Below are 21,049 nucleotides of genomic sequence, written 5' to 3' on the forward strand. Positions count from 1 at the left end.
TCGAGGCACCAGGAGGAGGCATGGTCGGATCGTTGCTGCTGGCCTCGTTGCTCGCCGCCGGCGCCCCCTCCGACGCAATCGAGCGGGCGGTGGCGCTCAACCTCACCGTGCCCAGCGTGGCCAGCGAGGCGGCGCTCGACAGCCTGCTCGCCGACGAACAGGCGCGGCCCACCGCCCAGCGGGTCGGACTGTGGGCGCGGCGGTACCTGGCCTGGGGCCAGGCGGAGTATTGCTTCGGCCTGGCCGAAGGCGGCTACGTGACGCGCGGTCTGCTGGTGCCCGGGCCCCGGCAGGACTGCATCAGCTTGCTCTACCGCACCACCGAACTGGCCCGTGCCCGCGATGCTCGGCACGCCGTGGCGCTGGCAGTGGCCGTGCGCTTCGCCGGGGCGCCGCCCGAGAGCGTGGTCGCCGCCGATGGCACGGTCGATTACGAGCGGCCCGAGCATCTGGACTACTCGCTGGACATGATCCGCAGCGGACACTGGGGTCAAGACATCACCGGCACCTTCAGCGGTGCGGTGTTCGACACCCTGGGCAGCGCCCGGCTCGAGCCACGCAGCTTTCGTTACGTTCCCGAGGCGGCGCTGGCAAGCGGCCAGCTGCAGGAGGGGGACCTGGTCTGGCTGGTCCTCGATGCCGTGGAGCCGCGAGCATCCGCCCTGCGCCGGGACCATGGTCTGGTGATCGGCCACGTGGGGGTGGTGATCATGGATGATGGTCAGCCCTGGCTGGTTCATGCCGCCAGCCGACCGCTTGCGCCCTGGTACGCCGAGGCCGGCATCGTCCGGGTGCCGCTGCTTGAGTACCTCACGCGGGTCGAGCGCTATGCAGGTGTGGTGGTCACACGATTTCCGCAGAACCGCTGACGGGAGACGGACCGGCCCACGCCGGCCCGTGCGCCGCTCATTCCTCTTCTGGATTCACCAGCAACCGGTACAGGACCTGGTGCGAGGTGCTGTCGCCACCGGCATAGACCCAGGCGGTCATGGTGGGGGAGGTGTTCGCGTACTCGCTGGGGGTGTTCCAGGTGATGGTCCAGGCGCGGTCGGCGGGCAAGGCGGGGTGGAGCACCTCGCCGGTGCCGGTGAGGATCTTCAGCGAATCCAGCGGCGCGCCGAGGAGATAGGGCTGGGCGGTTCCCCTGACCGAGACCCGGCTGCCCAGGAAGAGCGTGTCGCCCAGGGCGGGCTTGGTGATCTCCACGGCCAGGTTGCTGATGGTCACGTTGATGATGGCGGTGGCGCTGTCGACCACCACGGTGTTGTTGCCCTGCGTCCGCTCGGCAAAGGCGCGGGCCCGCACGAACAGGCTGGTGTCTTCGGTCACCCGGGGCACGTCCCAGGGGTATTCCCAGAACTCGGTGCCCTCCACCAGCGTCCATTCGCCGAACGCCTCGAAGTAGACCTCGGTCACCGGTTCGTCGGGGAGGCCCTGGCTCGTGAAGCCGGACACGTCGAAGACGCTCCCGCCCTCGACCACGCCGTCGTTGCTGGGATTGGTGAAGTTGATCTGGATGTCGCCGCCGCCGTAGACCAGCAGGTGCGCGCGGAGCGGCGATTCGGTCCAGTCGTTGCGGTACTGCGCCTGGATCAGGTAGATCCCAGGCTCGCCCTCGATCTCCAGGTACATCTCGCGTTCGTAGGGAATCCACTCGGCGTCGGCGAAGTCGTCGCTCAGCGCGACCTTCATGTGGGTGGCCTTGGCGGAGTGGCGGATCAACACGAGGGGGTCGTTGGTGCTGTAGCCGTCGGGCAGGGTGAAATCGGCGTTCTCGAGGGTGTCGGGGCTGATGTTCTGCGTGTCGACCGTGGCGAAGCCGAAATCGCCGGCGAACTCGGCGAACATGGTCATGAGGGAGATCTGGTCGGGCAGTTCGTGGTCGAAGAACATGGTGTCGCCGGGCACCCATGCGGCCGTGGCCAGCCCGGCCCGGCTGTTGGCGATGCGCATGGAATCGATGCCTTGCCAGTGCTGGGTCACCTGCACGTCGACGATGCGTGTGCCGGTGGTGGAAGCATTGCCGGGAAGCTTGATGATGGGTCCGAAATCGACCGTGTAGGCGACGGTGTCACCGTCGGTGTAGAACCGGCTGCTGCCCGTGTTCAGGAACGCCCGGCCGAAGACCTTGAGCTTGGTGTTGTCGGCGGCGGGCTGCAGGTCGATGAGGTCGAACTGCGCCACCCCGTCGCCGTCCAGCGGCGCCAGCCAGCTGATGGTGGGATCGTAGACGAGCTGGATCTCCGCCGAGTCGCCCCACGAGGCGGCCAGGGTCATCTGCTGGAATCGGGTGGGGACGTTGTAGTTGCCCGTGGCGTTGGCCATGATGGCGGGCACGGCGGCCGCGGCGGGCACGATCTGCGAGGTGGCGGGCTCCTCGACGGTGCCGTCGTCGAGCACGCGGAGGGCCTTCACCATGAAATAATTGGTGGCGCTGGGCACCGGGGTCTTGAAGGCATAGGCCATGCCCGAGCCATCGGTCTTGGCGTTGGTGTCGGCGAAGGCCGGCACGGTGTGGATGAGGTCGGCATCGGTGCTGTGGAAGAGCTGATAACTTGTGATCCCGAGGTCGACGCGGTTATCCCAGTTGAGGAAGACCTCGCCCGTACCGTGGATATAGTTGGCCTGCAGGCCCAGCGGATCGGCACTGTCCGGATTCTCCGGGTCGAACGGGTTGTCGAACTGGGGCTCGTCGGGCTTGGAGGCGCAGCCGGGCAGCAGGGCGGCGGCGAGCAGCGCCAGCATCACCAGCAGGGGCAGCCAGCGGAGGAGTCGGTTCGGCGTCATGGCGGTCTCTCTCCCGGTCATGGTCAGAAGCCCAGGGTGATGGCGGCGTGCATGCCGGCGGACGGGAACGCGGGGGCTTCGCCCAGCGTGGTGTGCGGGGGCACGGTGCCGGGGCCCACGTCGACGCTGGGGAACAGCAGCCAGGCGTCGAGCAGGCTGAGCGCGTACGAACCCAGGGCCACGTAGAGCCCGGTGTTGCGCAGGTCTTCCCAGTCCTCCATGTCCTGGTACGACTTCTCAGACTTGGCGCGCCAGCCGGCGAGGTCCTCGGGGTCGACCGCCTGGTCGTAGCGCGCCTTGTAGTCGAGGTAGTTGTCCCGCTCGTTCGAACGCTGCAGCTCGGCGCCCAGAGCGGTGAGCAGCCCGCCGGTTTCGCCCAGGAAGTAGATCCAGCCGCGGACGTCGGCGCCGCTATACCACTGGCCCATGCCGGCGTAGACCAGGCTGCCGGTGACCGCGTGGCTGCGCTTCAGCCGCACCGGGCGCAGGCGCACGTGCAGCCAGGTGTCGGGCTCGCTGAGGATCACCACCTGGGTGAGGTCCTTGTAGCCGCGCGCCTTGCACTCGAGACGGTACACGCCGGGCGCGAGCTGCAGCGGTCGGGCCAGCGGCAGCAGGCCCAGGGCGCGGTCGTTCAGCTGGACCGTGGCGCCCGGAGGGCCGGAGAGCTGGAGCGTGGCCGCGGGGGCGACCGCGGCCACGAGGAGCAGGCCGAGCAAGAGGAGCAGGACCCGGTTCGTGCGAGGCGGTGAAGATGGGGTCATCGCGTGTGGCACCTGTCGGTCGAGGGACGCGGCGCTCCGGCCGCGCGGGCCGGCAGGACCCGGGAAGTATAGGCCAATCCCAGCGGTCGGGAAAGCGCCGAAGCGGGCCGCTCAGCCCCGATGGTACGGCATGCCCCGCAGGATACTCAGCCCGCGGTAGATTTGTTCCAGCAGGATCATGCGCGCCATCTCGTGGGTGAACGTGAGCCGCGACAGGCGCACCACGCGGTCGGCCCGGGCGCGCACCGCGTCGGTGAGGCCGTCGGCGCCACCGATGAGGAAGGCCAGGCTGCCGTGTCGGCCGAGGAGGTCGGCCAGCTCGCGCGAATCCAGGCTCTCGCCCCGTTCGTCCAGGGCGATCACCAGCTCGCTGCCGTCGGGCGAACCGAGGCTGTCGGTGAACTGGCGGGCTTCCTTGTCCGGTGACTGGTCCTTCAGCTCCAGCACCGCGAGCGACGCCAGCGGACGGATGCGGCGCTGGTAGTCGGCGGCGAGGTCGGCCAGGCGGCGGTCCTTGAGCTTGCCCACGGCGATGACGCGAATCATGCTGATCCTCCTTCGTCGAGGGTAAGCGCTGCCGCGTGTGCGGTAAAGCCTGGTCGCAGAAGAACCTTGCCGAACCCGGGTCGAGTCGCTGTAATGGTAGGAAGACGCCATCCGACCCGGCCCCCACCGGTAGCGAGGAAGCATGCCCCAGGATCCCGCCCCCGTCATCGCCCCCGGCGCTGCCGTCCAGCTGCTGGCACTGGGCCTGGCCCTGGGCACCGGGTTGCTGCTGCTGGCCGTCCTGGTGGGCGGTCTCGTGCTCTGGCGCCGGCGGCAGGGAGCAGCCGAACCGGCCGGCCCACAGCCCGCCCGCATCCAGGTCGACCACGACCGTGGCGGTGTCCCGTTCCTGGGCGCCGCCCTGCTGCTGGTCCTGGTCGTGCCCACGGCCGTGGTCGTTCGCCAGCTCTGGCCGCATCCCGCCCTCGGCGGACGGCTGCTCTGGACCTGGCTCGCGGTGTGCCTCGTGCCCGGCGCGGCGTGGCTGCTGCTGGCCTGGCGGACCTCGCGCGCAAGGACGGACCGTTGACCGGGGGCGCGCCACTGGTGGCCGTCCTGGCCGCCTGCTGGGCCGGGGCCCTGCTCCTGGCCTGGCCCTGGCTGTTGAGCCTGGCCCGGAAATGGTGGCCGGATCGGCTGGCGGACATGCCCGCTGCACCATGGTCCAGCCTCGGCGCAGCGTGCCGTCGCGACGGTCAGCCCACGGTCGTCACCTCGGCTGCCTGGCTCGCACTCCTGGCCGCCCTGGCCATCCTGCCTGTCAGTGACCGCTGGGTCGGAGCCGATCTCGATGGCGGCCTACTCTGGCTGGCGGCGCTGGCGCTGTCGGCCCTGGTGCTGGGAACCGAGGTGGTGCCAGGCCGCGTTGCGGGCGCGCTGGTGGCGCTGACGCTGAGCATGGTCCCGGTGATCCTGCGCACGGCCACCCTGAACCTCAGCGACATCGCCGTCGCCCAGCAGGGCGGTGCGGGCAACTGGTTCGTGGTGCGTGACCCGCTGCTGCTGGTCTGCGGCGCGATCCACCTGCTGACGGCGGCGGCGCTGTGGCCGCCCGTGCCCCGGCACCCGGCCGGGCCCCAGGGCCTGCTGACGCTGGCGGTGGCCGCCGGACTGCCGCTGGCCTTGGCGCATCTTTTCGTGGTGGTCTACCTCGGCGGCTGGTGGGCGTTCGCCACCTTCCTCGACGGAGCGCCCTGGCTGAACACCGCGCTCAAGACCCTGGTCGTCCTGGCGACCCAGGCGGGCCTACGCCGCCGCCCGGCGCTGGTCGATCCGGAGAATCTGGCCTGGCGTCTGCCGCTGGCCGCCCTTGTCGGCGCCGTCGGAGCCGCCGCCTGGCTCGGTTTCTCGGGGGCGGCCTGGTGAGCCGCACCACGCAAGGGAGCAGAACATGGCGGTCCTGATCTGGACGCTGCTGGTCACGGGGGCCATGCTCGGCGCCGGCCTGGCCGCGCTGTCGGCCGTGCCCGGGCGCCGTGCCGCTGGCCTGGCCCTGGCCACGCTCGCACTGGGCGGTCTGCTCGTGCTGCTCGGCGCGGACCTCGTGGCTGCTTCCTGGCTGATCACGGCCGGAGCCGCCGCGCTGATCCTGCGCGATGGTTCCGACGATGAGCCGCCCTCGTCACACCGCGCTGGCCGCTACGCCCTGGCCGGCACCCTGGCCGTGGCGCTGTTCGCGCTCTTCTACCAGGTGATCCTGCGCGTGGACTGGGTCGGCCTGCCCGCGGGTCCGTTCCGGGCCCAGACGGCCGAGGTGGGTGGCCTGCTCCAGACGTCCGATCTGGTGCTCTGGCTGGGTGCCGCCCTGCTGCTGACGGTGGCGCTGACCGCCGCGGCGCGACCGGAGGAACGGCCATGAACCTGCTCGCCTTGCCCGCCTGGTTGGCACTGGGTGCCGCGTTCCTGGTCTGGGGACTGCTGGCCGCGGTGCTGCGTCGCGATGCCCGCGGCGCCCTGACCGCCGTCGTGCTGACGCTCGGAGCCGCAACCATATCGCTGGCGGCGCTGGTGCGCCACGCGGTGCTCCCCATGGCGGGTCTGTCGACCCTGCTCGTGGGGCTGGTCCTGGGTCTGCTGCTGGTGCTCGTGGCCGTCGCCCTGAAGCAGCGGGAGGAGGGGCCGTGATCCTCGTCATCGGCCTGCTGCTGGCCGGCATGGCTGCCGCCGGGCTCGTCCTGGCCGACAGCTTCCGGCTACTGCTCGGTTGCTGGACCCTGGGCGCGGTCCTGCAGGCGGGCCTCGCCGCGGCGGGCAGGGGACGCCGGGCGGCCAACGCCGCCCGCCACGCGTTCCTGGTGGAGATCTTCGGCGCCTGGGCCCTGGGCCTGGGCGGCCTGCTGCTGGTGCTTTCGGCCGGCACGGCGGACCTCGAACTGCTGCCGTTGCGCCTCGTCATCCTCGACCTCGGCCGCGAGGCGCTGCCCTGGGCCGGCCTCGGCGTGCTCCTGGCGGTGCTGGCCCGGCTGGGACTGGCGCCCCTGCCCTGGTGGACGCCGTGGGTGACGGCGGCGCCGGCCGTGGTGCGCGTGTTCCTGCAGGCGGGCCTGCACCCGATCACCGCCATCCTGTTGTGGCAGCGTCTGGGCGACTGGCTGCTGCCCTGGCACCGGACCGCCGCGCTCTGGTGCGGCGCCGGTGGGGCGCTCCTGCTCATCCTGGCCGCGATCGGAGAGCGCCATGGCGCCCGACGAGCCGCCTTCCTCGTCTCCAGTCGCTGGGCGGCCCTGCTGGCTGCGGCCAGCCACGGACATCTCGCGGCTGCCGACCCCTGGCTGCTGGCCACCGGCGCCGGCCTGGTCCACCTGGTGGCAGCCACCCCGCGCTGGCCGCTGGCGTGGCGGCGCACCCTGCTCTCGCTCGGCGGCGTGCTGGTGCTCGGGCCCGGACTCTCGAGCCTGGTGGGTCGACCGCCAGCCTCGCCGCTGCTGGCGTTGCTGGGTGGCTCGGGGCTGCTGGCCATGGGCCTGCTGGGGCGCTGGGTCCCGCAGCTCGATCGGGAACGGGGGCCGGTGATCGGCCCGAGCACCCCCGGATCCGGATCCCCGCTGCTGGGCTGGTCGACCCGTCTCGGCCGCGAACCGGGACCCGTCATCCAGCTGCTCGAACGCACCACCGCGACCCTGGCCCGCCTCGCCGCCGCCATCGACCGCGTGGTGCTCGACGGTGTGGTCGAGGGTCTGGGCTGGCTGAGCCTGGGCGCGGGCTGGCTCGTGGCGTGGCTCGACCGCCGGGGCCTCGACGCCCTGGGCCACGGCGCCGGCGCCGTGACCGCGCGCGTGGGTCGTGGCTGTGCTCGCGCCGCCGGCGGCGAGCCGGCGCATCTGGTGACCCTGGCCATGGTGGCCATCCTGCTACTGGCGCTGCTGGTTCGCGCATGACCGACAGCCTGGCCGACGACAAGGAGCCCTGACGTGGCGGCTGCACACAGCCTCTCCTGGATCATCTTCCTGCCCCTGGGCGGCGCCCTGGCCATCTTCTGGCTGCCCCCCGAGCGGCGCGAGGCCATCAAGACCGTGGCGCTGTGCACGGCGGCGCTGCCGGTGGCCCAGGCGCTGGTGCTCCTGCTACGGTTCGACACCGCCGAGACCGCGTTCCAGTTCATCGAGCATTACACCTGGGTGCCGGTGTACGGCCTCGAGTACTTCGTGGGCCTCGATGGCCTGTCGCTGCCCCTGCTCGCCCTCACCACCCTGGTCTGCTTCCTGGCGCTGCTCACCGCCTGGAGCGTGGAGGAGCGTGTGAAGGGCTTCTTCGCCCTCACCCTCGTCCTGGAGTGCGGCCTGCTCGGTGTGCTGTGCGCCCTGGATACCGGCCTGCTCTGGGTCTTCTGGGAGATGGTTCTGGCGGCCATGTTCTTCCTGGTCTCGCTCTGGGGAGGCCGGGAGGGGCGCCGCGCCGGCCGCCAGTTCCTGATCCTCGGGCAGACCGGGGCCCTGGCGCTGCTGCTGGCGATCCTGGCGCTGCGCCAGCACACGGTGGACCCCGTCAGCGGCGGGCCGACCTTCAACCTCCTCCTGCAGATGGACCAGGCCAACCACGATCTCTGGCTCAGCAACACCGGTGTCCGCCACTGGATCTTCGGCGGCCTGGCCCTGGGCTGCGGGGTGCTGATCCCGGTGTTCCCGCTCCACGTCTGGCAACCGCGCCTGCACCGGTCGGCTCCCATGGCGGTGCCGCTGTTGGCGGCGGCCGTGGTGGCCAAGCTGGGCTTCTATGGGCTCCTGCGGATCGCCTGGCCCGTGCTGCCCGACGCCGCGGCCTGGGCCCGACCGGTGCTGATGACCCTGGGTGCCATCGCCGCGGTGCACGGCGGCCTGGCCGCTCTCGGCCGTCGCGACCTCGCGGTGATCCTCGGTTACGGCAGCTTCAGCCTGCTCGGACTGGCGCTGGTCGGTCTGGGCTCCTTCACCCTGGCCGGGCTGCAGGGCTCCGGCCAGCTCCTGGTGACCCACGGGCTGGTGTACGCCATGCTCTTCTCGGCCGCCGGCGGTCTGCGCGACCGCAAGGGTCATCTGGACATCGAACGCTGGGGCGGACTCTACGTCCGCGCACCCATGCTCGGCATGCTCCTGAGTCTGGCGCTCCTGGCCGCTTGGGGCCTGCCTGGCCTGGCCATCTATCCCGGCGCGGCGCTGGTCCTGGCGGGCGCCCTGGCCGACCACCCCGCGGCGGCGGTGGCGGCGGCGGCCGGCTTGCTGCTGGCGGCCGCCTGGACCAGCCGGGTCATCCTGCGCATCTGCCTCGGCGACCCTTCGCCCGATCTGGGCGACGTGCCGGCCGTGCGTGGCCGCGAACTGGGCGTGCTGCTGCCACTGGCCCTGCTGCTGCTGGCGCTGGGCATCTATCCCAGGCTGCTGGCCGACCGCACCAGCGCGGCGCTGGAATCGCTGGTCCGCGTGGTCGGCGGCGGCTAGGATCGCCCTGGCCGAACCTTCAGGAGAGGTGACTTGTCCGTTCCGATTCTCGACCTGGCGATCTGGCGTCCCGAGCTCGCCCTCGTGGCCACGGTACTGTGCGGCCTGCTGGCCCGGCTGGTCCCGCGTCTGCCGGGCCACCTGATCGCGCTGGCTGGCCTGGCACTGGCCACAGGCCTGACCGCCACCACTCTGGGGGCCGAGGCCGTTCTCCCACTGGGGGCTCACCTGGTCGTCGACGAGGCGGCGCAGCTGGTGCGCCTCGCTCTCTGTGCCGCGGCCCTGCTGACCCTCCTGGCGATGCCGGTGCCCGTCCGGACAGCGTCGCCCTTCCTGGTCCTGTCCGCCCTGGGGGTGATCCTGATCGCCGAAGCGGCCACGGCGGGCGCCCTCCTGCTCGCGGTGGCCACCACCGTGCTGGGTGGCAGCCTGGCGGCGCACGCGGCCGCCCCAGGGCCCGGTTTGCCGGTCGTCCGCCGCTGGCACCTCACGGCGTCGCTGGGCTTCGCCCTCGTCTTCGTGGGCCTGACCTTCTGGAGCGGCCTGACCGGATCGCTGGAGTTCGACCGTGCGCTGGCCGGCCTGGTCGCCCGCCCCTCGTTGCCGCCGCTGGCGGTGCCCGCGGTCCTGTCCCTCCTGCTGAGCGGCCTGGCGCTGGCCTTGCTCCTCGAGCCCGGGCGCTTCGCTCGCGACGAGCTCGCGGCGACCGTGCCGCCCGCGCTCACGGCCTGGCTAACCGCGGCGCCGCCGCTGGGGCTGGTGGTCCTGCTGCCCCGTCTTCTGCTGGCCCGGGGCGAGCTGCCCGCCTTCGCCCCGCTCGGCGCGACTCTCACCGCCGCCGCCGCCTTGCTCGTCCTCGGCGGTTTCGCCGCCGCCGCCGTGCAGCGCGAGCTGGTACGCCGCCTGGCCTGGGCCGCGGCCGGCCAGGTGGGCCTGGCCCTGCTCGGCTTCGGATTCCTGACCCGGCCCAGCGGGGCCGAGGCCGCCATGGGCCAGTTGCTGGCCTTCGCCGTCGCCCAGATCGGTGCCGTCCTGCTGGCCGGGGAGCTGGTCTCCGGTGGCCGCCGCGGCCGCCGTGGCGACCTGGCGGCGCTCCTGCTCACCGGCCTGCTGCTCTCGCTGGCCGCCGTACCGCCGCTGGCGGGCTGGCGACCCCGCCTCGGCCTCTTCACCGCCCTGCTGGCCGACGACCGCTACCTGCTGGGGACGGTGGTGGCGCTTGGCACGATCCTCGGCCTGGTGGTCTACCTGCTGCCGCTGGTCCGGATCTGGCGCCAGCCGTCGGCCGAGACCGACAGCGATGGTGATCGGGATCACCCGCCCGCGGCGGTCGCCCTCCTGGTGTCGGCGGCGCTCCTGGCCCTGACGGTGGCCTGGGGCCTGGGGATGATCGACCTTCTGGCTCCGGCGGGTTGATTCGTCGCGGCCAGGCGCCAGTTTTGCCCTATCCTGTCGTGCGCGACGTGCACCACGACCGACCTGCAAGGAGTGATCATGGCCTTCCCCCAGTCCTTCTACCGCTGGCGACCCCATCCCTGGCACGGACTCGAAGTGGGCGACGACCCGCCCCGCACCGTGACCGCCTACATCGAGATCACCCCCTACGACCGCGTGAAGTACGAGGTGGACAAGAAGACCGGCTACCTGGTGGTGGATCGTCCCCAGCGCACCAGCAGCCAGCCGCCGGCGCTCTACGGCTTCATCCCGCGGACCTTCTGCGGTCCGCGGGTGGGTGCGCTGACCCCGGCCGCCACCCGCGGCGACGGCGACCCGCTCGACATCTGCGTGATCAGCGAGCGACCCATCGACAAGTCCGAGGTGGTGCTGCGCGCGCGTGTGGTGGGCGGCCTGCGCTGCATCGACCAGGACGAGGCCGACGACAAGATCGTGGCGGTGCTCGAGAACGATAACGTATGGGGCGAGGTCAACGACATCACCGAGCTGCCGCCGGCGCTGGTCGAGCGGCTGCGGCACTATTTCGCCACCTACAAGATGGTGCCCGGCGAGCCGTCCGCGCTCCTCGTCGAGGACACCTATGGCCATGAGGAGGCCTTCAAGGTGATCCGCGCCGCCGCCGAGGACTACGACGAGGAGTTCGGCGGATGAAGCGGCTGGCCGTGCCGGTCCTCGTGGCGTGGCTGGGCTTCCTGGGCTGTGCCGACCAGACACCGCCGCCGGTCACCGATCCGGTGCTGGCGCTGGACTCGGGTACGCTGGCCTCCATCCTGGCGAGCGCCGGCCTGAACGCCGTGCCGTTCGATGGCCACACGGTGCTCGTCAAGGACGGCGTGCGCCAGGTACTGGTCTTCCAGGAGGACGGCGGCACCTCGCTCCAGGCGATCTTCCCCTACACCGGTGGGTCGCGACGCGGCTCGACCGCGGCGGTGGCCCGCTGGAACGCCTCCCGGCGGTATGGTCGGGCCTATCTCGACGACGACGGCGGACCAACGCTGGCCAGCGACCTGCTCCTCGGCGCCGGCGTCGGGCCGGCGGCGGTGACGGCCTGGGTCGAACTGGTGCTGGCCATGGCGCCGGTGTTCGTGGCCGAGGTCTGGCCGGGTACCGGTCCACCCACCGAGCCTTACGACGAGTAGAAGGCTGCTCAGATCCCCGCGAACGATCGGGGGGCGAGGGGCGTGGCGGCCACCCTGGCCCAGGCTGCGCCGGCTGCCTCGTTGGTCGCCCGGATGTTCACGCCCAGCAGGCCGCTGCGCCGCCATCGCTCCCGGTTGTTCAGCCCGAAGCCCCTGGTGACGTACCTGGTCTCGTTGACGATCCGTGCGAACACGCGGTTGTACTTCTGCGCGTCGAACTCGGGGTCGAGGGAGAGGTCCTCGACCTCGTCGAGATCGCTCATGGCAAAGTTCAAGAAGATGCGGTTGCCCTGCGTGGTGGCGGGCTCGGGGTCGAAGGGCTTCAGCAGGCGGTCGGCGAAGCAGAGCCTGCGGGCCGGGTCGCGGGCGTAGACCTGCTTGCGCTTCTCGGTGCCCGAGAGCACGAAGAGGAACTTGCCGCGCAGGTCGCCGATGGTGGGCCAGCCCTGCTGGTGCACCGCCCGGACCAGGCTGGTGTCGTCGGCGAGGAAGGCGCCGGGGCTGAACAGGCGGTCGGTGGGGAAGTGGTCGCGCAGGTAGCCGTCGAAGAGGTCGACCCAGCGGTCGTCCTCGCCGCGCATCTTCTTCAGGTCCACCGTCACGGTCACGGGCTCGTGGCCGCGATCCTGCCGGTCCGACCACGTCGTGAGCTGCCCTAGGAAATGGCGCAGCGGAGTCCAGTGCGAGGAGAAGAGCGGCGACTCGTGGCTCACCCAGAATTCGGTGATCTCGCCGTCCTGGTAGAGGTCCAGCTCGAGGCCGCGGCAGCCACAGCGATGCGGGGTGGCGGCGTCGTGGGCCAACTGGGTGCCGAGGTCGAGGCCGTCGCGGTCGTAGGAGTTGTGGGTGGCCTTGAAGCAGACCTCGTTGTAGGGCAGATGGTCGCATCCGGGCATGGTGATCCCCGTTTCGCTGGCGGCCCCCTGCCGGCTGCAAAGCAAGATAGTAAAGATCCGTTATGCTGGCGAAGGCTTTCCGGCACTGGGCCGGGCGCGATGCTCGAAATGGCGGTAGATCAGCCAGGCCATGAGCGCGGAGAGCCAGGCTCCGGCGAACACGCCCCAGATCACTCCGGGGACGCCGAGCCAGAGGCTGCCGAACCATGCCAGGGGCACGTAGATGCCCAGGTTCCGCAACACGGTGAGCCACATGGCGACCAGGGGCCGGTTCAACCCCATCAGGCCGTTGTAGCACATGATGGCCACGGCCACCCCGGGGTAGCAGGCGCCGATGATGCGCAGGTAGCTGGTGAGGGGGCGCAGCACCGCGGGATCCTCGGAGAAGATGCGGGCGAGGTGGGGGGCGGCGACCACCACCGTGGCGCCGATCAGGGCGGCGTAGATCAGGCCGAAGCGCAGCGCCCAGTTCACGCCGCGGCGCGAGCGGTCGTGCCGGCCGGCGCCCTCGTTCTGGCTCACGAAGGGCAACAGCACCGAGCCCATGGCCATGAGGATCATGAAGGCGAACATGTCGATGCGGCCGCCCGAGCCCCAGGCCGCCACCGCAGGGTCGCCGAAGCCGGCGAGGATCCGCGTCAAGAGCGCCCCTGACAGCGGCAGCACGATCATGGTGCCGGTGGCGGGCAGGCCCACGGCCAGGAATCGGCGCCACGAATCGCGGAGCAGGGCGAACCGTGGCCAACGCCAGTAGAGCAGGTGCAGGTTGCGGTGGATGTAGTGCAGGGCCCAGGCCGTGCTGATCACCCGGCCGATCACGGTGGCCAGTGCGGCACCTTCCAGGCCCAGCGCGGGGACGGGGCCGAGGCCGAAGATGAAGACCGGGTCGAGGGCCAGGTTCACCATGGCCACCGTGGCCATGATCACTCCGGGTGTGCGGGCGTCGCCGGTGGCGCGGATGGCGTTGTTCATCACCATGGGAATGCCGCCGATGGGGAAGCCCAGGTACCAGATCCGCATGTACGAGAGCGTCAGCTCGAGGGTCTCGCCCGAGGCGCCCAGCGCGGCGAAGAGCGGCCGGTACAGCGCCAGGCTGAAACCGGCGATGACCAGGCCCACGGTCACCGTCAGGTAGAGCGCGTGGGTGGTCAGGCGGCATACCTGGTCGCGGTCGCCCTGACCGATGGCTCGGGCCACCACCGCGCTCACGCCCACGCCGAGGCCGAACATCACGCCGTTGGTGATCAGGACCACGGGGAACGTGTAGCTGATGGCGGCCAGGGGCACGGTGCCCAGCCGCGCCACGAAGAGCGTGTCGGTGAGGTTGAAGATGGTCATGGCCACCTGGCCCACCAGCATGCCCAGGGTCATGGTCCAGATGGCGCGACCGATGCGGCCGTGGGTCAGCACGGCGTCCTGGCGCCCGGTCATGGCATTCCTGCGTCGGGGAGGTCGCGGAGACGCTGGCAGATGCCGACCCCTTCGAATTCGGCGACGAGACGGTAATGCTGGTTGAACTCGGCCAGCAGGTCGAGCATCTGGTCGTCGTCGAGGGCCGTGTCGACATCGTACATCCAGGCGCCGATGACCGCCGTGGCCGGCACCTCGTAGCGGAACGCCGTGGCCATCTCATGCCGCCCGATCACCTTGAAGCGCCGGCGGTCCTCGAACGGGAGACGCTCGCTCACGCCCACGGCGAAGTGGTTCTCGGTGCCGGGGTATGGCTGGCGACCGGCGCCCGCGGCGTAGCCCGACCAGTAGCAGAAGACGAGCTGATCCGGACCGGTGAGTTCGGCGAGCCGATGGCTCACCCGGTGGTAGTGATCCAACCGCCATTCGGGCTGGCTGGACAGGTCGTGGCGGATCACGCCCAGGCCCAACCAGCAGAGCAGCGGGGCGGCCAGGGCAACGGCCAGACGCCAGCGCCCGCCATGGGGAGCCGGCAGGCGCGCCAGTCCGCCGGCCAGGGCGGGCAGCAGGAGCACGGTTAGGCCGCCGGTGAAGTACTGCATGTGGACCGGATCGGGCAGCAGACCGGTCACCAGGAGCGTGCCCGCGGCGGCCAGCGAGACCGGCTCGAGCGGGGAGCGCCGTTCGGGTCCGGCCTGGCGCCAGGTCGCGGCGCCCCAGAGCGCCAGCATCAGGGCGACCAGCAGCCCGGGATTGGCCAGCAGCGACGTGGCCAGCACCTCGCCGGCGGCCTGGACCCGCACCAAGAGCGGCGCTTGCTCGAGCGGGCTGAAGCGCAGCTGGTGGTAGCCCACGTTGTTGAACCAGAACGTCGCCGGATCCGCCAGAAGAGCGATCCAGATCGGGATCAGACCCACCGCCAGCCCGCCCAGCCAGCTGGCCCCGCCGGCCAGGTCGCGGCGCCGCCAGGCCAGCCACGCTGCCGGGACCAGTGCCACCGGCGCGTAGAGCAGGCGCGTGGCCGTGGTCAGGCCCAGGACGAGGCCGCCAACCAGGAGCCAGCGATGGCGACGGCTGCCTGTGCCGGCCCGGTCCAGCGCCAGCAGGCCGGCCAGGACGCCGAGGTTGGCGGCGGCGAAGGTCTTGACCGTGGTGTTCCAGGTGAGCAGCTCCGGCGACAGGGCCAGGAGCAGGATCGCCACCAGCGCGGCCGTGGGCCGTCCCGCGTGGACCCGGCCGAGCCAGCCGGCGGCCAGCGCCAGGGCGAGTCCGCTCAGCACCACGGACATCAGGCGCAGGCCGGGCAGCTGGGGGGCGCCCGCGAGCTTGGCGGCGGGAGCGTACAGGTAGGGCAGCAACGGAGCCTGGGGATAGAAGAAGTCGGCGTACGGTGCCTGGCCCGTGGCAACGAGCCGCGCCGCGAGGCCGTAGTAGCCCTCGTCGCCGTCGATGGGCCGTTGCCAGGCGAACCAGCCCGCCACCGCCAGGTGCAGGGCCACGCCCAGGAACAGCAGCAGGAACAGGCGGCGGCGGGGCATGGACTCTCCGTTGGACAGTGGTCGGTGACAGCGGCAGCGCCAGGACCTATGTTAGCCTTGGTCCGAAGTCAGCATTCAATATTCCTGCAAGCTCCGGGCTTTGGCAACCGCCGCCCGGATCGGGAGCGGACATGACAGGTACTCGATGGAGCTGGATCCGGTTGGTGACCCTGCCCTTGCTGGCCCTGATCCTCGGTGGTTGCGCCACCAGGGTGAAAATGGCGGACAAGGACCTCGACCCCCAATTCGCAGCGGAGTTCGCCGCCACCGGGACCGTGGCTCTGGCCGGCGTCACGGTGGCGCCGCCGGTGGATGCCGTCCTGGCGCCAGCCGACGCCGCCGACGCCGACGAGGCCCTCTATCGCGCCTTCCTCGGTGGCCGACCCGACCTGCAGACGTGGTCGGTGCCCACCGTGGCCGACCTCGCCGCCGGGGAGGACCTCCTCGTCCTGCAGGACCAGTATGGCCGCTTCGGCCGCCTGCGCGCCGACCAGCTGGAGCCCCTGGCCGCCGATCTCGAGGGCAGCCGCTACCTCGCGCTGGCCCGCCTGCTCGAGGACGAGATCAAGTCCACCAGCCTGAAGACCGACCCGCAGGATCCCGAGGCTCGCATCGAGGGCCGGGCCGAGCACGAGACCGTCTGGGAGACCACGGTCACCACCGAGCGCGCGGTGACCGTCTCCCTGGAGATCTTCGACCTCGCCCGTGGAGTTTCGGTCTGGCGCGCCGAGGCCCGCTCGCGCGGCCGCATGCGCTACGAGTACGAGGCTCCCACCACCGGGGCAGCCGATCTGCAGGAACGCCTGGCGGCCGCCGGCGAGGTCCGCTTCATCGAGCGCGAGGGCGGGGCGCTCAAGCTTCCCGATCTGGTCCAGCTGCTGGAAACCGCCCTCGGCGAGCTCGTGGGCCGCCTGCCCGGACCATGAACACCCCACGCGCGCGCGGCCTCCTGGCCCTCCTGCTGCTCCTGGCCGTGGCCACCCCCGCGGCCAGCGAACTCCGCTGGCGAGACAACCCGCGTCTGGACGAGGTCCTGGCCACGGGCTCGGCCGACCCGGTGCTGCTCTACTTCACGGCACCGTGGTGCGGTCCCTGCCGCCTGCTCGAACGCGAGGTCTTCGCGAACGACCTGGGCCAGGCCGAGCTGGCGAATTATGAACTCGTCCGCCTCGACCTGGACCATCCCGAAGGGCGCTTGCTAGCCGACAGCCTCCGCGTGGGCACCGTTCCGACCTTCGTCATGCTCGCTCCCGACGGCGTGGAGATCGAGCGCATCCGGGGTTACCGCACGCGCCGGATCCTCCTGCGCGACCTCGCACGGTTTCGTGCCGGCGAAGGCACCCTCCAGGCGCTGCGGACCGAATTGATCGCGCACCCCGGCGACGCGTCGCTGCAGGTCGCGCTGGGCCTGCGCTACTACGAACACCTCGACCTCCTGCGCGCCGACGAGCTGCTCACCGCCGGTATCCGCAACCCGGCGCTCCTGCCCGACACCCTGGCCGCCGACGGCGGTCGCGCCCTGGCCGAGTTGCAACTGCGTCAGGGCGACCCGCAGGCCGGTGCACTGGTGCTCGAGCGCTTGCTCGTGCAACGGCCCGACCATGCCTATCCACGAGTCAGCTGGCAGCTCCTGGCCCGGTGCCGACGCGAGTCGGGAGATCTGCAGGGCGCGGCGGCCGCCATGCAGGAGGCCGCCAGGATCGAGCCGATCCGCGCCGAGCCCCTGGCCGCCTTCGCCCGGGCGGCCGCGGCGGCCGGCTGGCGTCTGGACGATGCCGAGACAGCCGCCCGCCGGGCCGTCGAGCTCACCGAACGGCAGGATCCCGAATCCCTGGCCGCTCTGGCCGATGTGTTGCGCCGGCGCCAGGAGTATCCCGAGGCCATGGTCTGGATCAAGCGGGCCATGGCGGCGGCGCCGGACGACATGCGGTTCCAGCGGGAGCGCGAGGTCATCCTGGCCGCCGCCATCAGGGGAGATTGAGCACATGAAAAAAGACCGGCCGAGACAGAGTCTCGGCCGGGACGGCTTGCCGGTGGGGGATTGGAGGGAGAAACCGACAGGCCGTGCTTCTTTAATGATCACCCGTAGCTGCCGTCAATATACCCAAACCGATCGTGTCGATCAACGCCTTTTTCGCATCACGGTGGCACCCTTGTCACGACAGGATTCCTCCCTGTCTGATTCCTTTCATAAAAACATTGTTTTTGCTCGGAATCCGGGCTCTCTGGCCATTCTCTTCTCTAGCCGGCACCCCGGCCCACCCGGGATCGGGCGGGCCGGAATACCGTGTTCAGAACCCTCCTGGAAAGCTAGTCATCTCGAGATGACCCCCCGCGGTTACGCGCGTAGAGGTAGTATGCCAGCGGAATCACCACGATGGTGAGGATCGTGGACATGGCGGCGCCCATCATCAGCGAGATGGCCAGCCCCTGGAAGATGGGGTCGAAGACCATGACGAAGCTGCCGGCGACCACGGTCCCCGCGGTCAGGGCGATGGGCAGGAAGCGCACGGCGCCCGCCTCGATCACCGCCTCCTCCAGCGCGAGTCCGTGCTTCTGGCGGGCCAGGATGAAGTCAATCAAGAGCACGCTGTTGCGGACCATGATCCCCGCCAGTGCGATGAGGCCGATCATGCTGGTGGCGGTGAAGAAGGCGTCGAACATGAGGTGGCCCGGGATGATGCCGATCAGGGTCAGCGGGACCGGGATCATCATCAGCAGCGGAATCGTGAAGTTCTGGAACATGCCCACGATGAGCAGGTAGATGATCACCATCACCACGGCGAAGGCCACGCCCAGGTCGCGGAAGACCTCGTAGGTGATGTGCCATTCGCCGTCCCACTTCAGGCTGTACTTCTCGGTGAGTTCGGGCTGGGCCTTGAAGTGCTGGGCCAGTTCCACGCCGCTGGGGATGGGGATCGCCGCGATGCGCGGCTTCATGTCGAGGATGGCGTAGATCGGCGACTCCAGCGCGCCCGCCACGTCGCCGGTCACGTAGACCGTGGGCTTGAGGTTGCGGCGGTGACGGCTCTTGGGAATGGAGGTGGCCTCGACGCGGACCACGTCGGACAGCGGCACGAGCCCCCCGTCGCGGCTGCCCACGTAGAGCTGGCCCAGGGCCTCGGGACTGCTGCGGTCGACCAGCGGCAGGCGCACGTTCACCGGCACCGGCTCGGCGGCGTCCTCCACGTGGACCAGGCCGCCGTCCAGGCCGGCCAGGGCCACGGCCAGGGTCTGGGCGACCTGCTGCGAGCTGACCCCGCGCACCGCGGCGCGCTCCTTGTCCACCATGAAACGGTAGCGCGTCTGGTCCGCCTCCACGTACCAGTCCACGTCGACCACGCCCGGTGTGGTCTCGAAGATCTCCTTCACCTGACGCGCCACCTCGATCCGGCCGGCGTGGTCGGGGCCGTAGATCTCGGCCACCAGCGTCGACAGCACCGGCGGACCGGGCGGCACCTCCACCACCTTCACCGCGGCGCCGTACCGGGTGGCGATCTCCTGGATCGGGCCGCGGACGCGCACGGCGATGGCGTGGCTCTGGTCGCTGCGCTTGCTCTTGTCCACCAGGTTGACCTGCAGGTCGGCCACGTTGGGGCCGCGCCGCATCATGTAGTGACGCACCAGTCCGTTGAAGTTGATGGGCGCCGCGGTTCCCGAGTAGAGCTGGTAGTCGGTGACCTCGGGCACGGTGGCCAGGTAGTCGCCGATCTCCCGCGCCACGGTGGTGGTCTCCTCGAGTGTCGTGCCCTCGGGCATGTCGACCACGACCTGGAACTCGCTCTTGTTGTCGAAGGGCAGCATCTTCACCTGCACGGTGCGGGTGAAGAAGAGCACGGTGCTGGCCACGGTCAGGACGGCCACCACGACCAGCGCCAGCACGCCGCGGGCCGGCTTGGAGATCAGCGGCCGCATGGTCCGGGCGTAGAGCTTGTAGATCCTGGTGTCCTCGAGGGGACGACCCTCGCTGGCCTGGCCGTCCTTGCCGGTGTGCGGCTTGATCAGGCGCATGGCCAGCCAGGGGGCGATGACGAACGCCACGAACAGCGAGAACACCATGGCCAGCGAGGCGCCGATGGGCATGGGTCGCATGTAGGGGCCCATGAGCCCGCGCACGAAGGCCATGGGGAAGAGCGAGGCGATCACCGTCAGGGTCGCGAGGATCGTGGGGTTGCCGATCTCCTCGATGGCCTTCAGCGCGATCTTGACCGAACGCTTGCCCTTCTCCTGGAAGTGGCGGTGGATGTTCTCGACCACGATGATCGTGTCGTCCACCACCAGTCCCGTCACCAGGATCAGCGCGAAGAGCGTGACCCGGTTCAGCGTGTACCCGAACATGTAGTACACGAACAGGGTGAGCGCGAAGGTGGTGGGGATGGAGACGAAGATGATCAGCGAACCGCGCCAGCCCATGGCCAGGAACACCACGAGCATGGCGAGCAGGATGGCGTGGCCCAGGCTCTCGATCAGGTGCTTGGCCTTCTCGTTGGCGGTCTCGCCGTAGTCGCGGGTCACCGAGAGCTGGACGTCGCCGGGGATGAGGCGGCCCTCGAGCTTCTCGATCTTCTCGCGCACAGCGTGCGAGACCCGGGTGGCGTCGCTGCCCTTGCGCTTGGCCACCGAGAGGGTGACCGCGGGGTACTCGCTGCCCACGGGCAGGGTGGCCGGGTCCACGCCGACGTCGGCGGCGCGGGGGCCCACGCCGTAGAACGCATAGCTGTCGATCTCGGCGGGGCCGTCGGTGATGGAGGCGATGTCGAGCAGCCGCACCGGCCGTTCCTGATGCACGCCGACCACCAGGTTGCCCACGTCGTCGGCGTCGCGCAGGAAGGCGCCGGTCTCCACCGAGAATTCCTCGCCCGCCATGCTGAACGATCCCGCGGGCAGGCTCTGGTTCTGCATCTGCAGCGCCGGCAGCACCGAGAGCGTGGTCACACCGAGGGCGGCCATGCGCTGCGGGTCAAGCTCGACGCGCACCGTGCGCCGCCGGCCGCCGTGGATGTCCACCACCGACACGTTGTCGATGGCGGCGATCTCGGCGCGCAGCTCGCCGGCGATCTGGCGCAGGTCGTAGAGGTCGTACGTCTCGCTCCACAGGGTCAGCGACATGATGGGCACGTCGTCGATGGAGCGGACCTTGACGATGGGCTGCATGATGCCCATGGGCGCCAGGTCCATGTTGCCCTGGATCTTGTTCCAGAGCCGGGTGATGGCCTTCTCCATGTCGGTGCCCACCACGTAGCGCGCGGTGACCAGCGAGAAGCCGGGATAGGAGGAGCTGTAGACGTACTCCACATCCTCCACCTCCCAGACCTTCTGCTCGAGCGGCTTGGTGATGATGTTCTCGATCTCGGCCGGCGTCGCGCCTGGCAGCATCACCATGACGTCGATCATGGGCACGACGATCTGGGGCTCCTCCTCGCGCGGCGTGAGCGAGATGGCGAACAGGCCGATGAGCAGCATGCTCAGCGCCAGGAGCGGCGTGAGCTTGCTGTTGATGAAGGTGTGAGCGAGCCGGGTCATGGGCCCGGCGTCGGGAGGCAGGTCGGGATCGGGGCCTTCGTGCAGGAACTGCGTCTCCTTGTCGATGAAGTCGCTCAT

The 21,049-nt window shown here is 70.5% G+C and carries 19 protein-coding genes; 12 read left to right on the forward strand and 7 right to left on the reverse strand.

What is annotated here, in order from left to right; all coding sequences use genetic code 11:
• Nucleotides 1–20 precede the first annotated feature (20 nt).
• Nucleotides 21–869 (forward strand): hypothetical protein, encoded by an 849-nt coding sequence (locus IFSED24_RS19070; RefSeq protein ID WP_491333080.1) that lies wholly within the window; start codon nucleotides 21–23, stop codon nucleotides 867–869.
• Between the two features lie 37 nt (nucleotides 870–906).
• On the opposite strand, the gene IFSED24_RS19075 is transcribed toward IFSED24_RS19070, so the two are convergent.
• The 3 genes from IFSED24_RS19075 to IFSED24_RS19085 all read right to left on the reverse strand — a co-directional run bounded on the left by IFSED24_RS19075 (nucleotide 907) and on the right by IFSED24_RS19085 (nucleotide 4,097).
• Nucleotides 907–2,787, reverse strand: a complete 1,881-nt coding sequence (locus IFSED24_RS19075) for a hypothetical protein (protein WP_491333081.1) — start codon at nucleotides 2,785–2,787, stop codon at nucleotides 907–909.
• 23 nt (nucleotides 2,788–2,810) lie between these two features.
• On the reverse strand, nucleotides 2,811–3,551 hold the full coding sequence (locus IFSED24_RS19080) for a PEGA domain-containing protein (protein WP_491333082.1): 741 nt from the start codon (nucleotides 3,549–3,551) through the stop codon (nucleotides 2,811–2,813).
• Nucleotides 3,552–3,662: 111 nt separating this feature from the next.
• Nucleotides 3,663–4,097 (reverse strand): 23S rRNA (pseudouridine(1915)-N(3))-methyltransferase RlmH, encoded by a 435-nt coding sequence (locus tag IFSED24_RS19085; RefSeq protein WP_491333083.1) that lies wholly within the window; start codon nucleotides 4,095–4,097, stop codon nucleotides 3,663–3,665.
• A gap of 142 nt (nucleotides 4,098–4,239) precedes the next feature.
• On the opposite strand from IFSED24_RS19085, the gene IFSED24_RS19090 reads away from it, so the two are divergent.
• The 9 genes from IFSED24_RS19090 to IFSED24_RS19130 all read left to right on the forward strand — a co-directional run bounded on the left by IFSED24_RS19090 (nucleotide 4,240) and on the right by IFSED24_RS19130 (nucleotide 11,604).
• A complete protein-coding gene (locus IFSED24_RS19090) occupies nucleotides 4,240–4,626 on the forward strand; it encodes a hypothetical protein (protein WP_491333084.1) in 387 nt (128 codons plus the stop codon).
• Nucleotides 4,578–5,462, forward strand: a complete 885-nt coding sequence (locus tag IFSED24_RS19095) for a hypothetical protein (protein WP_491333085.1) — start codon at nucleotides 4,578–4,580, stop codon at nucleotides 5,460–5,462. The genes IFSED24_RS19090 and IFSED24_RS19095 overlap by 49 nt, the downstream gene beginning before the upstream one ends.
• Before the next feature lie 25 nt (nucleotides 5,463–5,487).
• The gene (locus tag IFSED24_RS19100) at nucleotides 5,488–5,955 is read left to right on the forward strand and encodes a hypothetical protein (RefSeq protein WP_491333086.1); all 468 of its coding nucleotides are present in this window, start codon (nucleotides 5,488–5,490) and stop codon (nucleotides 5,953–5,955) included.
• Nucleotides 5,952–6,221: a hypothetical protein gene (locus tag IFSED24_RS19105; protein ID WP_491333087.1), complete on the forward strand. Its 270-nt coding sequence runs from the start codon at nucleotides 5,952–5,954 to the stop codon at nucleotides 6,219–6,221. The genes IFSED24_RS19100 and IFSED24_RS19105 overlap by 4 nt, the downstream gene beginning before the upstream one ends.
• A complete protein-coding gene (locus IFSED24_RS19110) occupies nucleotides 6,218–7,474 on the forward strand; it encodes a proton-conducting transporter transmembrane domain-containing protein (RefSeq protein WP_491333088.1) in 1,257 nt (418 codons plus the stop codon). Before IFSED24_RS19105 ends, IFSED24_RS19110 begins: the two co-directional genes overlap by 4 nt.
• 33 nt (nucleotides 7,475–7,507) lie before the next feature.
• A complete protein-coding gene (locus tag IFSED24_RS19115; protein ID WP_491333089.1) occupies nucleotides 7,508–9,010 on the forward strand; it encodes a complex I subunit 4 family protein in 1,503 nt (500 codons plus the stop codon).
• 33 nt (nucleotides 9,011–9,043) lie between these two features.
• The gene (locus tag IFSED24_RS19120) at nucleotides 9,044–10,426 is read left to right on the forward strand and encodes a proton-conducting transporter transmembrane domain-containing protein (RefSeq protein ID WP_491333090.1); all 1,383 of its coding nucleotides are present in this window, start codon (nucleotides 9,044–9,046) and stop codon (nucleotides 10,424–10,426) included.
• A gap of 78 nt (nucleotides 10,427–10,504) precedes the next feature.
• The gene (locus IFSED24_RS19125; RefSeq protein WP_491333091.1) at nucleotides 10,505–11,116 is read left to right on the forward strand and encodes an inorganic pyrophosphatase; all 612 of its coding nucleotides are present in this window, start codon (nucleotides 10,505–10,507) and stop codon (nucleotides 11,114–11,116) included.
• Nucleotides 11,113–11,604: a type III secretion system chaperone family protein gene (locus IFSED24_RS19130; protein WP_491333092.1), complete on the forward strand. Its 492-nt coding sequence runs from the start codon at nucleotides 11,113–11,115 to the stop codon at nucleotides 11,602–11,604. The genes IFSED24_RS19125 and IFSED24_RS19130 overlap by 4 nt, the downstream gene beginning before the upstream one ends.
• An 8-nt stretch (nucleotides 11,605–11,612) precedes the next feature.
• On the opposite strand, the gene IFSED24_RS19135 is transcribed toward IFSED24_RS19130, so the two are convergent.
• Genes IFSED24_RS19135 through IFSED24_RS19145 form a run of 3 tightly spaced genes read right to left on the reverse strand, consistent with a single transcriptional unit; the run spans nucleotide 11,613 to nucleotide 15,448 of the window.
• Nucleotides 11,613–12,500 (reverse strand): Ca2+-dependent phosphoinositide-specific phospholipase C, encoded by an 888-nt coding sequence (locus tag IFSED24_RS19135; RefSeq protein WP_491333093.1) that lies wholly within the window; start codon nucleotides 12,498–12,500, stop codon nucleotides 11,613–11,615.
• Nucleotides 12,501–12,560: 60 nt separating this feature from the next.
• Nucleotides 12,561–13,931, reverse strand: coding sequence for an MATE family efflux transporter (locus tag IFSED24_RS19140; protein WP_491333094.1), 1,371 nt, complete (start codon nucleotides 13,929–13,931; stop codon nucleotides 12,561–12,563).
• Nucleotides 13,928–15,448 carry a glycosyltransferase family 39 protein gene (locus IFSED24_RS19145; RefSeq protein WP_491333095.1) on the reverse strand — a complete coding sequence of 507 codons (1,521 nt, stop codon included), beginning with the start codon at nucleotides 15,446–15,448 and terminating at the stop codon, nucleotides 13,928–13,930. Before IFSED24_RS19145 ends, IFSED24_RS19140 begins: the two co-directional genes overlap by 4 nt.
• 131 nt (nucleotides 15,449–15,579) lie before the next feature.
• Here IFSED24_RS19145 and IFSED24_RS19150 point away from each other — a divergent pair, with 131 nt between their 5' ends.
• Together IFSED24_RS19150 and IFSED24_RS19155 are read left to right on the forward strand one after the other, a co-directional pair.
• A complete protein-coding gene (locus IFSED24_RS19150) occupies nucleotides 15,580–16,374 on the forward strand; it encodes a hypothetical protein (RefSeq protein ID WP_491333096.1) in 795 nt (264 codons plus the stop codon).
• The gene (locus IFSED24_RS19155) at nucleotides 16,371–17,429 is read left to right on the forward strand and encodes a thioredoxin fold domain-containing protein (RefSeq protein WP_491333097.1); all 1,059 of its coding nucleotides are present in this window, start codon (nucleotides 16,371–16,373) and stop codon (nucleotides 17,427–17,429) included. Before IFSED24_RS19150 ends, IFSED24_RS19155 begins: the two co-directional genes overlap by 4 nt.
• Before the next feature lie 329 nt (nucleotides 17,430–17,758).
• Here the strand turns inward: IFSED24_RS19155 and IFSED24_RS19160 are convergent, their stop codons facing one another.
• The gene (locus IFSED24_RS19160; protein ID WP_491333098.1) at nucleotides 17,759–21,049 is read right to left on the reverse strand and encodes an efflux RND transporter permease subunit; all 3,291 of its coding nucleotides are present in this window, start codon (nucleotides 21,047–21,049) and stop codon (nucleotides 17,759–17,761) included.

Source organism: Candidatus Latescibacter sp. IFSED24, assembly GCF_058273205.1.